This is a genomic window from Candidatus Bandiella numerosa (assembly GCF_029981845.1).
In the GTDB taxonomy this organism is placed as follows: domain Bacteria; phylum Pseudomonadota; class Alphaproteobacteria; order Rickettsiales; family Midichloriaceae; genus Aquirickettsia; species Aquirickettsia numerosa.
The window spans coordinates 893926-906126 of record NZ_CP104164.1 but is presented as its reverse complement, the minus strand read 5'-3'; the positions used below and the strand labels follow the sequence as shown (position 1 = coordinate 906126).

Genomic DNA, 12201 nt, shown 5'->3' with positions numbered 1-12201 from the left:
ATAAAATCTCCTTTGCATCATCTAATGTAATATCTGCTTTTTTTAGATTATTAAAATCATATATACCTAGTAAATTAATATGTCTCCAAGTAATGATAGGGCCGTGCTTTATAATATCTATTATCTCCTTTCTTTGTCAATTCTCGTGTAAACTGGACCACTAATTCTCATCAAAAAGGGACCACCTAAAAAGAAGTAAAAGAAAGAAATAATTAGATTAAAATGGTTATAAATTTTAATCAAAATAACATGATAGAAATAGGATATTATATGACAATTATTACTTTATACAAACAAGGTGAGAGCCAAAGAAAAATAGCAAAGCTAGTGGGACATGATAGAAAAACAGTTAGAAAAATAATAAAACGATACAAAGAGGAGGGGATAACTGAAGTGACCCCAATGAGTCAGACCAAAAATAACTCAAAAAGAGAGACATTTTTTGTTAATTACTATTACTCATTGTATTACATTTTAACCTCCTGAACAATATTTAAATCCTGAAAATTCAAATAAAAACTATTACAATTATTACTACTATAAGTTTTATATAGAGTCTCAGCTGGAGTACTATAATTTAATGATTGATGCGGTCTATTATAATTATACCAATATACCCACTTAGGAATATTGGACTTTAGATCTTCTACAGTGTTCCACTGATACAAATAAGAACCTTCATATTTAAAAGCCCTCCATAATCTTTCAATGTAAGCATTATCAGTGCACCTACCTTTACCAGTCATGCTAATCTTAATTTTATAATGCGCTAAAGTTTTAACCCAAGATTAACTAGTAAATTGGCTGCCTTGATCGCTATTTAATATTACAGGTGCACCATACTTTAGTATGGCATCTTCTAATGCTGATTTGCAGCTTTCAGTGCATAAACTATTACTAAGCCTATAGCCTACAATCATCCTACTATACATATCTATTATTGCTACTAAATACATAAAACCTTTTGTAGTCCTTAGATATGTTATATCAACCTGCCAAACTTGATGAGGCTTTATTAGTACTAAGCCCTTTAATAAATATGGAAATACTGCATGTTCCTTATTTTTAATGCTAGTATTAGGTCTTGGATATATGGCATATAAATCCATTTCTCTCATTAATCTTTGCACTCTCTTATGATTTACTTCTATATTCTCTCTTGCCAACATTGCTGTTATCCTACGATACCCATATATGGGATATGATGAGTATATTTCAGCTATCTTATTGCTCAATACAAAGTTTTCACTTTTATCTGATTCCTCATAGTATATCATCGACCTATTTATTTTTAAAAGCTCACTTTGCCTCCTCACGCTCAGTTGTTGATGTTCTGTATTTATCATTTTACGCCTCTTTATAACATCAACTTTGATGAGGCTTGTTGCAAAAAATCATTTTCTACTTTTAACCTTCCTATCGTTGCATGTAATTTCTCCATATTACCATTATTATACGCCTGCACTGGCTGATTGCCTTTTTTATATACTTCAGGACCATTGTCTATTAGCTGCTTTTTCCATTTACTCAAAACTGATCTTGGTACTTGATATTTTGAAATTATTTCGGCAATTGTTAAATCTCCTTTTATCATTTAGCTTCGCTGTTTTCAACGGCTATTGCAACTCTGAATTTAAACTCTTTTGTGCAACTTTTTTGTTTACTCATAATCTTTACCAATATTTTATTACATTATTTATATATTTTTATATTAAAAATGTCTCTCTTATATTGGTCTGATTTTTTTTGGTCACTTCAAACTGAATCTGCAAAAAACAGCAGGGTATCAGCATTAGAAGAATATAAAGATTTAATAATAGGATTACTGGAAAAAGAGATGAGTGGAGTAAGAATCCATGAGGAATTAAGGAAAGAGGGGCTCAAAATAAGTTACGCAAGTGTAGCTCGGTATGTAGAGAGCATCAAAAGAAAAAGCAATGTTTGCGTAAGATTTCATACAGAGGCAGGAGAGGAGGCGCAAGTAGATTTTGGGTATGTGGGATTGCTGCCGAAGAAAGGTGGTAAAAAGGGGAAAGCGTGGATATTCAACATGAGGCTTAGTTACTCAAGATTAGATTATTATGAGATAGTGAATGATCAAAGAGTAGAGACATTTTTAATGTGTCATATTAATGCATTTAGAAATTTTGGAGGGGTTCCAAAATTAGTAAAAATAGATAATTTAAAAGCAGCAGTGCTGGAGGCAAATTTTTATGAGCCAGTATATCAAAGGGCGTATAAAGCACTTAGTGGGCATTATGGATATGAAATTATGCCATGTAGAGTAAGGAAACCTCAAGAAAAAGGTAAAGTAGAAGCAGGAATCAAATATGTGAAAAGCAACTTTTTTAAAGGAAGAGAATTTAAAAGCAGAGAAGATGTTGAAGAGCAATTAGGAGATTGGGTTAAATATACATGCAACTCTAGGATTCATGGAACCACCAAAAAAATACCACAAGAAGTGTTTGTAAATGAAGAGAGAAAGTTTCTCAAAGAATTACCTCTTGAAGCATATACTATAGGGATATTAGCAAAAAGAAAGGTTTGTAAAGATTGTCATATCACAGTCGAAGGCAGTTATTATTCAGCTCCATACAAGTATGTTGGTAAATTAGTAGAGGTGCATATAAAAGAAAAGCTCGTATCAATATTGCATGATGGGAAAGAAATAACGAAGCACATAAAGAGTAGTGAAAAAGGAACGTTTGTAACAAATTAGAGTCATTATAATAAATATAAACTATTTACTCCAGAATCTTCTGAATATAGGTTAAACTATCAAGAGAAAATGAAGAAGATTGGTGATAATGCAGGTGAATTGTTCATAGTGATATTAGCAAAAAAGCCAAATAGCTGGTATAGAGCGACAAAAGGTATATTAAGCCTAAAAATTCTTTATGATGATAATGTTATAGATCTGGCATGCAAAAGAGCGCTTGCATTTGAAATAACTGAATACAGTACGGTTAAAAACATATGTAAAACTGGTAGTTACAATCTTCCAATTGATAGTGAGGTTGAGCATGCAAAAGCTTATAACTAAACTTAAAAATTTTAAACTTGCAGGCATGGTTAATTCTTTAGAGGCTAGAGTAGCATATGCAAATAACAACTCCTTATCTCACTCTGAATTTTTAGAACTTCTTTGTGAGGATGAGTCAAATAACAGAAGCGATAATAGCTATAATAAGAGAATTTCCAAAGCCAAATTACCAGCATTAAAGACAATAGAAGATTTTGATTTTAACTTCCAAACTTCTATTGATAAAAAGCAAATTAGTGATGCAATAACTTGCCACTATATTAAAGAAAAAAGAAATATTATTTTTATAGGTAACCCAGGCACTGGGAAAACTCACCTATCTATAGCATTAGGTTTAAAAGCTTTGCTTAAAGAGCGTAAAGTGCTTTTTACTACGGTATCAGACATGCTCTATAAACTTCATATATCAAAAGCAGATAACTCCTATTATAAAAAATTAGATGAATATTTATCACCTGATTTACTAATAATGGATGAGCTTGGTTTTAAAAAAATTCCAGATTATTCAGGTTCTGATTTTTTTGATGTGATATCAAAACGATATGAAAGAGGCTCATCTATTATCACAACAAATAAATCTTTTGAGCAATGGAATGATATTTTTGCAGATAATATTTTATCATCTGCAATTTTAGATAGGGTGGTCCATCATTCGAGAATTTTTAGAATTAATGGTCCGAGTTATAGAGCTAAAAATATTAAAAATTATGATGGGGGAAATGATGTAAAAAGTTAGTAAAAAAATTTACATTAGGTGGACCCTTTTTAATGAGAGTTGACATTTCTTTTTTCTGGATCACAGTGCATAATTAGTTTTGTAAGCATCAAATAATTCCATAAGATAATTAAATTTTGTATTATCATTTTACATTGCACTACTATTTCTTGATCCTCTGTTATACTCTGTGTAAATTCTTGGTTATTAGCAAAAAATATTATTGAAGAAAACCTATTAGATAACTCTCCTTTATTTAATTATTTCTCTATTTGTTGCCTTAACTCTACATTATCAATGTACTTTAAGATAAATATGGATTTTATTATTCTACCAAATTCTTTAAGTGCTTCATGTAATTGATGTTATAATGGTCCCCATAAACTAGACAGCAAAATTAACAAAATGAGATATAATTTTAAAACAAAATAAAGGAGATTATATGTCTAAAAAAGCAAAGCAATATAGTGCAACAGAAAAAAGTAAAATAGTAATAGAAGCGATAAAAGGAGAGCTGACAATAGCTCAAATTACCAATAAATATGGGGTGCATTCGACTCAAATACAACAATGGAAGAAAAAAGGATTAGAGTATTTAATGAATGGTTTTCAAAATAAAGTTAAATCCAAACATTTAGATAATGAGGAGTTAATAAAGCAGCTATATGATCAAATAAGGCAGCTTAATATGGAATGTAATTGTCTGAAAAAAATCTACATTGTTTGGACTTTAAATATAGGAGAGATATGATAAATTCTACAGATAAGGAAATAAGCATAGTAGAGCAATGCAAACTTCTTTCAATTAGCAGATCGAGCTATTATTATAAACCCAAGGGGGTGAGCGCAGAAGATTTAGAGCTAATGAAAATCATTGATGAGATTTACACTCAGAATCCGTATTATGGTACACGAAGGATGTCTAAATGCCTTCAATCAAAAGGATACGCTACTGGTCGCAAGGTAGTAAGGCGATATTACCGAATAATGGAAATTGAAGCTGTATATCCAAAGATAAATTTAAGTAAAAGAAATCAAGCCCATAAAATATATCCGTATCTACTCAGAGATACAAAGATAGAGCGTGTTAATCAAGTCTGGAGTGCTGATATAACTTATATTAGATTAGAGCAAAGTTTTGTGTATTTAGTGGCGATTATAGATTGGTATAGTCGCTATATATTGAGCTGGAAGCTCTCAATCACCTTAGATTCTGAATTCTGCGTATCTACTCTGGAGGAAGCCATTAAAAAATATGGGAAACCAGAAATATTTAACACTGATCAAGGAGTGCAATTTACTTCCAATAACTTTATCTCTATCCTAATTCAACATGCAATAATGATTAGTATGGATGGTAAAGGAAGAGCTTTAGACAATGTCTATATTGAAAGATTATGGAGATCGTTGAAACAAGAAAAAATATATTTAATAATTTTAACTACTGTTATGGAGGCAAAAGATGCTATAAATGAATATGTGAAGTTTTATAATAATGAAAGAATGCACCAATCTTTGGAATATTTTACTCCAGCAAAGGTGTATTATAATAATAGTAATTTAATGGCTGTAAATTGTATCTCATAATGTTTGATTTTGTGTCTTGACAAATGGGCCCACTATAAAAACTAGCTTGACTTCAGTATGAAATTCAATAACTCTTGTTATTGTAGTGTGTTTTAATTTGTATTGGGTATGTATCTTTTCTCAAGTTAATTCAAAAAATAGTAAAACTTCATATATAGTATTAAAAAATGTCTAAACTTGAAATTAAAAACAAGAGCAACATCATTAAAGAATCTTTAGAAACAAGTTTATTTGAGTGGACAACTCAATCTGACACAGATCTAAAAGTAATTAATAAAGCTGAGAACATTTATTTTTGGGATGAGAATGATAACAAGATTATGGATTTTAATTCTCAGGCAATGTGCGTTAATTTAGGACATCAAGAGACCCGTATATTAAATGCAATAATTAATCAATTTCATTTGAATTCTTTTGCATGGGGAAAGAAATTTACTACAAAAATAAGAAGAGATCTTGCTAAGGCGCTTATTTCCTTATTACCTGATAATATAAGTAAGCTTTCTTTTCTATCAACTGGTTCTGAAGCTAATGAACATGCTATAAGAATAGCTAGAGATTTTATAAAAAAGAAGAAAATTCTTGCTAGGCATAGATCATATCATGGCGCTACACTCGGTTCAATGAGTTTAAGTAGTGATACAAGAAGGTCTACTTTAACCCATGATATGCCTGGTGTAGTCCATGTACCATCTACATATGTAAAGGATTGTAGATGGTGTAAAAAGGAAGGACGTTGCAATACTGAATGTTTGAATTTTACTAATGATATTATTAGATATGAAGATAAAAACACAATAGCTGCTTTCATAATAGAGCCTGTTACAGGCGCAAATGGAATAATTATCCCCACAAAAGAATATATGGAAGGTTTGCATTATTTATGTAAAAAAAATGATATATTGCTTATTGCAGATGAGGTTATGTCTGGTTTTGGAAGAACAGGTAAATATTTTGCTATAGATCATTGGAATATAAAACCTGATATAATCACTATGGCAAAGGGTTTAACTTCAGGGTATTTTCCACTCTCTGCTTTAGCAGTTTCTGGTGAAATTTCGGATTATTTTGAAAATAACACCTATAATTTAGGTAGTACATATAATGCACATCCTTTGGGTTGCGCTGTTGCATTAGAGTGTATAAATATCTACAGAGAGGATAAGATCATCGAAAATTCTTATAATTTAGGAAAAGTTCTAACGGAAGAGCTTAGTGTTTTTGAAAATCATAGTTATTTACAAGTACGTAATATTGGTCTATTTGGTGTATTAGATTTTGATAAAAATTATTTTAAATCAATAAAACAAACATTAGCTAAACTTCAAGAAGATCTTTATCAAAAGGGAGTTTTTGTCGCAATTAATGATAATTTTTTATTTTTAATCCCCCCTTTGATAATTACAGAAAAACAACTAAAAAAAGGCACTAATATAATTAAAGAAACTATACTTAAATTAAAACCTTAACACTTTTATCTTTATGCCTCACATATTATTTTATTATGAAGAAAAATTCGCTTCACAAATTGATCTTGAGATTTTATTTAAAAAACTTCATAAAAAACTATCAGATATTTTAGAAACTGATATAGAGCTTTTTCAATCTAGATTAATACCTTCAAACAAAGTTTTTGTTGGATCAGGGAGTCTATACACTTCAATTTTAGTAGAAATTTTACTCCTAGAGGGTAGAGCTAAAACTAAAAAACAAAATGCTATAAATGCTACAGAAGAAATAATAAAAATAGCAATTAAAAACATTGATGCCAATGTTTTGATAAGTATTAATATTACTGATTTAAAAAAAGACTTTTATATTAGGAAAAAACTATGAGCATAAAATTATCAAAAAAAGTTTTCTATGCAGCTATTATAGGAAATATACTTGAGTGGTATGAATTTGCATTATTTGGATATTTTGCAACAACTTTTTCTAAACTTTTCTTTCCTTCTGAGAGTGCATATAAATCCATAATCATAACTTATATCGTATTTGCCATGGGTCTTTTAATGCGTCCAATTGGTGCAATAATTTTCGGATACATAGGTGATCGCTTTGGGAGTAGAAAAGCCCTATTATACTCAGTTTCATTAATGACAATCCCTACATTTATTATTGGAATACTTCCTACTTATCAAGATATTGGGATAGCTGCAAGCATATCTATGGTATGCTGTAGATTTTTTCAAGGTATTGCTGTAGGGGGTGAATTTTCATCTTCAATGGTATATATAACTGATAATTCTCAGGATAGAAGAAGAGGGTTTTTTGGAAGCATTGTAATGCAAAGTGCTTTTATTGGTTTATTTATGGGCTCTATATTCGGCGCCATAACAAACTATTTTGCTGAAATTTATGATGCAGAAACTTGGGCTTGGAGAATACCATTTTTATCTGGAGTAGTCCTTTTAATAGTTGCTTTGTTCTTAAGAAAGAATATGCCAATTATTGAAGTAGATAAAAAAAAAGTCATTGTATCTATTCGTAATTATCTTTTTAGCTTTTCATATATAAAAAAAATTCTGCAAATGATTATGTTGGTATCATTACCATCCATGGCGTTTTATCTGATATTTGTTTACTTTGCTAACTTTGCTCAACAACATTTAAATATATCTTCATTTGAGGCTCTTTCATCTAATTCAATAGGGATAATATGCTTAATTATCGCTATTCCTTTTTTTGGTCATTTGTCAGACTCTATAGGAAAAGGTAAACTTTATATTATTGGATTATTTTGTTTTATAATTTTTTCTTGCCCTCTATTTTATTTGTTAACTTATTCTAATTTTTATTCAATAGCTATTTTGCAATGTGTTTTTGCTGTATTAATTGCTATTGTATACGCGCCCGTCCCAGCAATCTTATATAGTAATGCAGATGAAGAAATACGTTGTTTTACTGTTTCTATGACATACAATGTAGCTAATTCGATTTTTGGAGCTTCTGCGCCTGCTATAGCAGAATTTCTTATACACAATTATACTTCCTACATGTTACTAGCATGGTATTTGATTATTTTATCATTATTAGGACTTGTGTTTGGACTTAATTTACTTTTTAAAAAAAAATATTTGGATATATGAAATGAAAAAAAATATTGGATTTATAGGTATTGGTAATATGGGACAAAGAATGTGTGAAAATTTATCTAAGTATTTTAGTATCAAAGTATATGATAAAAATAAAAAAGCATTAAATTCTATAAAATACAAAAACATTGAAATAACTGAAAATCTAAAAAATTTATGCGTAAATACAAATATAGTTATTACAATGTTGAGAGATTCTAAGCAGGTTAAGGAAATTTGCAGATCAAAAAGAGGATTATTTAATAACCTACTTCCAGGATCAATTATAATAAATTGTTCAACGATCGATATAGAGACTTCAATTGAGTTATATCAAGAAGGTAAATCTCGAAACATAGCTATTGTTGATTGTCCAGTTTCAGGAGGAGTTAATTCAGCAAAAGTTTCAGAATTAACATTTATGGTAGGTGGAGAAAAAACTATTGCTGAAAAAATTGAGCCTATTTTGAAAAAAATGGGAACAAGAGTTATATACACTGGTAAGGCAGGAAGTGGACAAGCTGCAAAAATTTGCAATAATATGTTACTTGGAATTACTATGATTGGTGCATGTGAAGCATTTTTACTTGCAGAAAAATTAGGGTTAAGCTATCAAAAATTATATGAGGTTTTGACTAATTCTTCAAGTGATTGCTGGAGTGTTCGAAAATACCCTCCTGTTCCTGGTATTATTGATAATGTGCCAGCAAATAATGATTACAATGGAGGATTTTCGGCAGAACTAATGCTTAAAGATTTATTTATTAGCCAGAAAGCTTTAAAAAATGTAAATATGAAAGGCTATCTTAGTAAAGAAAGTACTAAATTGTATAGAAAATTTAATAAGACAAAGTATAAATCACTGGATTTTTCAGCAATAATAAAGTTTCTCTCTAACTTTAACTGATAATTTTAATAGAAACTTAAATCAAAATTACTTAATAGATAAAAATAAACGGTTAGAATGTGGGGTCTGGGTTAACAAGTGACAAAAAGGTCGATTTTAAGGCCGAGTAGCCTGAGGGACTACCCTCGGGCTACTCGGCCTATAATTATGACCAAAGAAATGATTTTAAATTTCATAATTCTCTAATATTTTTACTTTATTTATTCATTTTGAAAAAATTGCCATAGATCTTCTAAGTAAATTCTTGGAATTGACGGTTTATTAACAGTACTTAAATCTTTATTTATGTATATATTCAAAAGAATTTCAGAATCTAATTTAAGATTGGGGAAATTTTTAAATATTGTTCTCTTAATTTCTTTAAGGTCAATTTCACGCCCTTTAGCAAAAGACAAATACTCAAGAAGTGTTTTGCAAGTTGATTTATTTCTAAAATTATAGTGGCCATTTGACATAAATCTATAAACTATACTTTCTTTAGCAATTTTATCTTGATTAATATAAGCTGAAGTATGTAAATAATGCGGGCTAAAGACTAAGAAATCACCGCAACTAAGCTCTTTGAAAAACATACTAAAAGGCTTTTTAAGTGTTTTTAATTGAAAAAGCCTATAAGAAAACCCCGGAATAAGACCAAGCAAATTAGCCTTTATTTCTTTTCCTGGTGTGTAGAAGTTTTCAGTAAGATAAATAGCCTTTAAAAACAGCTCTTCATCAAATTCAATATTATTCTCATCAAAATACTTAAGAGCCGCTCTGGCAAATACTAGCTCTTCAGTACCTCTAAGAAAGCATAATGGAGATGAGTTTTTTGTAACATTAGTTAAAGTAATAAGACAGTTTAGAAGAAGAGTTTGTTCTTTGTTATTTGGTATAATTTTATTTCTTAAAACAGTATAATCATCATGCCAATATGGGCTATGCTGATTTGGAGGAGTTTTAAAATAGGCAAATTCAAAAGAAATATCATCATGCTTTCCTAATAAACTGTTAACTGTACCTATAATATGTTTTTTATTTTTATATGAAAAATTTATAAATAGAGGGCTTAGTAAAAACATAAACCTACGTTCTACTAAAGGATTATCAGATTCGAATAGTCTAGCTATTTCATTCTTTAAAAGAGGTATATCCTCTGAATTATCTAAAGATTTCTTTAATACATCTCCAGATAAGAAAGTCGTTATTTCTTCGTTAGATAAGTATGTATTATTCGAAGAAGATAACAAATCATATTTTTGAACGGCTTTTTTGTAATCATTCATTATAGGTTTTTCTATTAAGGTAACATCGCTATAAAAGTTAGTTTTATCTTCTTTATATTTTTTCTTAAAATCATTAAATGTATTAATATGACTATTTGGTATCTTATAGTTACGTGTTCTATCTGAATATAGATTAAGAAGGTATTCAAGCTGCTCTTGTATCATGATATCAGTCATTTTATTTCCTACAATCAGGTTAAAAAAGCTTAAAATGTGAAAATGGATAATATTATGCTAATTTACAAGCGATCAGATATTTTTATATCGTCCAAACCAAACCTAAAGCACATGAAAAAGCGTAATTCATTTAGCTATAGGTGTCAATATAATAATATGGAAAGTGATTTTTTTGAATATTTCAACAAATCCTTCAATATTATGAAAAAATATTCTACCATATTTTCTATAGAGAGAGAGCTGAAGTACTTTGTTTGATATTTTAATTTAATGTTAATTTCCTTATTGCGCAACACTTTAATCATCAAGGGAAAGCCATTCATATCTATATTTTTTATTAATTGCATATTCGAATCACAAAGTTCAAAATTGCTGTGAAATAGGTAGACTACGTCAAAATTTATATCTTTAGGAATATCACACCACAGCTTTATATATTCTAAAGGTATATATGAATATTTATTAATCTTATGAGAATCTTTATATAAATTTTTAAGAAAATTTTCTATAGATACTTTTTCATCTATCTCTACCTTTGAAGGTAAAATACTGCTAAAATTTCCTATCATATTATCTATATTTGTTAAGCCTGCCCCCCTTCCCTTTTTAACTATTCCATATATCAATTTCTTTTCTTTTGTAATATTGCTCAATAAGACAGAAAAAACTCCTTGCATTAATGTGTTCACTGTTACATTGAATTTATTCACTGCTTTTTTAATCTCTTTAGCTTGTTTTTGATTAATTGTAAAATTATACTCTTCATACTCTTTTTCGGTTTTATTTGTTTTGCTTTTTAATTGGGTAAAGTTTTTTTCTTGCTTTAAATAATGTTTCCAAAATTTTTCAGCTTCATTTTTGCCTTGATTTTGCAGCCATATTAAATACTCTTTATAGTGAGTATATTGCTTTATATATGAATTTTTTATAATATCTGATTCGCAAAGTTGTAATAATTCATATGCTATTTTTTGCACGGAGAATATATCTAGTATTATAGGATGATAACTAAATATCATATAATCAACATTATCCAATAATCCTATAAAATAAACTCTAAATAGCGGAGCTTTATTTAAATTAAAACTTTTACTCTCATCGTTCTTTAATAAATCATTGATTTCTTTTTCTATATTATCCAGATTGGTTAAATTTTTTTTAATAAAAGGATAAGGTATTTTATTATTAAAACATTGAGTAGTTTTTTTTCTATCTCCATATTCAAAACTAGTTCTTAGCACCTCATATTTTCTTATTATTCTTTCCCATGCTTTGCATATTATCTCTACATCTAACTTCATGTTTATTTTATACACAGCCTGTGTTAAGTGGTTATTACTATAGGCTATATAATCATCTAATAATACTTTTTGAACATGGGATAATGGATATTCTTCATATGAACAAAATCTTTCTTTAGAAATCATTTTTGT

Annotated in this window: 15 protein-coding genes and 1 pseudogene; 10 read left to right on the top strand and 6 right to left on the bottom strand. The window is 29.1% G+C overall.

Annotated elements, in window-relative coordinates:
* Positions 1 to 222 precede the first annotated feature (222 nt).
* Positions 223 to 486: a helix-turn-helix domain-containing protein gene (locus N3Z17_RS04225; protein ID WP_282471491.1), complete on the top strand. Its 264-nt coding sequence runs from the start codon at positions 223 to 225 to the stop codon at positions 484 to 486.
* Here the strand turns inward: N3Z17_RS04225 and N3Z17_RS04220 are convergent.
* The 3 genes from N3Z17_RS04220 to N3Z17_RS04210 are packed head-to-tail and all read right to left on the bottom strand — an operon-like array spanning position 468 to position 1594.
* Positions 468 to 752, bottom strand: a complete 285-nt coding sequence (locus N3Z17_RS04220) for an integrase core domain-containing protein (protein WP_282472633.1) — start codon at positions 750 to 752, stop codon at positions 468 to 470. The two genes, N3Z17_RS04225 and N3Z17_RS04220, sit on opposite strands and share 19 nt — an antisense overlap.
* A 36-nt stretch (positions 753 to 788) precedes the next feature.
* Entirely contained in the window at positions 789 to 1346 is a 558-nt protein-coding gene (locus N3Z17_RS04215; RefSeq protein ID WP_282471461.1) for an IS3 family transposase, read from the bottom strand.
* A gap of 11 nt (positions 1347 to 1357) precedes the next feature.
* Positions 1358 to 1594 (bottom strand): hypothetical protein, encoded by a 237-nt coding sequence (locus N3Z17_RS04210; protein ID WP_282471460.1) that lies wholly within the window; start codon positions 1592 to 1594, stop codon positions 1358 to 1360.
* Between the two features lie 123 nt (positions 1595 to 1717).
* On the opposite strand from N3Z17_RS04210, the gene istA reads away from it, so the two are divergent.
* The 3 genes from istA (at position 1718) to istB (ending at position 3779) form a co-directional block, all read left to right on the top strand.
* The gene (istA, locus tag N3Z17_RS04205) at positions 1718 to 2719 is read left to right on the top strand and encodes an IS21 family transposase (protein ID WP_282471490.1); all 1002 of its coding nucleotides are present in this window, start codon (positions 1718 to 1720) and stop codon (positions 2717 to 2719) included.
* 69 nt (positions 2720 to 2788) lie between these two features.
* Positions 2789 to 3043 (top strand): hypothetical protein, encoded by a 255-nt coding sequence (locus N3Z17_RS04200; RefSeq protein ID WP_282471489.1) that lies wholly within the window; start codon positions 2789 to 2791, stop codon positions 3041 to 3043.
* Entirely contained in the window at positions 3024 to 3779 is a 756-nt protein-coding gene (gene istB / locus N3Z17_RS04195; protein ID WP_282471488.1) for an IS21-like element helper ATPase IstB, read from the top strand. Before N3Z17_RS04200 ends, istB begins: the two co-directional genes overlap by 20 nt.
* A gap of 29 nt (positions 3780 to 3808) precedes the next feature.
* Here istB and N3Z17_RS07645 read toward each other — a convergent pair.
* Positions 3809 to 4111 (bottom strand): annotated as a pseudogene (locus tag N3Z17_RS07645) (Tn3 family transposase); the annotation flags it as partial.
* A gap of 89 nt (positions 4112 to 4200) precedes the next feature.
* On the opposite strand from N3Z17_RS07645, the gene N3Z17_RS07685 reads away from it, so the two are divergent.
* The 6 genes from N3Z17_RS07685 to mmsB all read left to right on the top strand — a co-directional run bounded on the left by N3Z17_RS07685 (position 4201) and on the right by mmsB (position 9326).
* Positions 4201 to 4509, top strand: coding sequence for a transposase (locus N3Z17_RS07685; RefSeq protein WP_282471487.1), 309 nt, complete (start codon positions 4201 to 4203; stop codon positions 4507 to 4509).
* Positions 4506 to 5345, top strand: coding sequence for an IS3 family transposase (locus tag N3Z17_RS04185; RefSeq protein ID WP_282471486.1), 840 nt, complete (start codon positions 4506 to 4508; stop codon positions 5343 to 5345). Before N3Z17_RS07685 ends, N3Z17_RS04185 begins: the two co-directional genes overlap by 4 nt.
* 167 nt (positions 5346 to 5512) lie before the next feature.
* Entirely contained in the window at positions 5513 to 6814 is a 1302-nt protein-coding gene (locus N3Z17_RS04180) for an aminotransferase family protein (protein WP_282471485.1), read from the top strand.
* Between the two features lie 13 nt (positions 6815 to 6827).
* On the top strand, positions 6828 to 7181 hold the full coding sequence (locus N3Z17_RS04175) for a hypothetical protein (protein WP_282471484.1): 354 nt from the start codon (positions 6828 to 6830) through the stop codon (positions 7179 to 7181).
* The gene (locus N3Z17_RS04170) at positions 7178 to 8434 is read left to right on the top strand and encodes an MFS transporter (protein WP_282471483.1); all 1257 of its coding nucleotides are present in this window, start codon (positions 7178 to 7180) and stop codon (positions 8432 to 8434) included. The genes N3Z17_RS04175 and N3Z17_RS04170 overlap by 4 nt, the downstream gene beginning before the upstream one ends.
* 1 nt (position 8435) lies before the next feature.
* Positions 8436 to 9326 carry a 3-hydroxyisobutyrate dehydrogenase gene (gene mmsB / locus N3Z17_RS04165; protein ID WP_282471482.1) on the top strand — a complete coding sequence of 297 codons (891 nt, stop codon included), beginning with the start codon at positions 8436 to 8438 and terminating at the stop codon, positions 9324 to 9326.
* 200 nt (positions 9327 to 9526) lie between these two features.
* Here the strand turns inward: mmsB and N3Z17_RS04160 are convergent, their stop codons facing one another.
* On the bottom strand, positions 9527 to 10768 hold the full coding sequence (locus N3Z17_RS04160) for a phytanoyl-CoA dioxygenase family protein (protein ID WP_282471481.1): 1242 nt from the start codon (positions 10766 to 10768) through the stop codon (positions 9527 to 9529).
* Between the two features lie 143 nt (positions 10769 to 10911).
* Entirely contained in the window at positions 10912 to 12195 is a 1284-nt protein-coding gene (locus tag N3Z17_RS04155; protein WP_282471480.1) for a condensation domain-containing protein, read from the bottom strand.
* Positions 12196 to 12201: the final 6 nt, after the last annotated feature.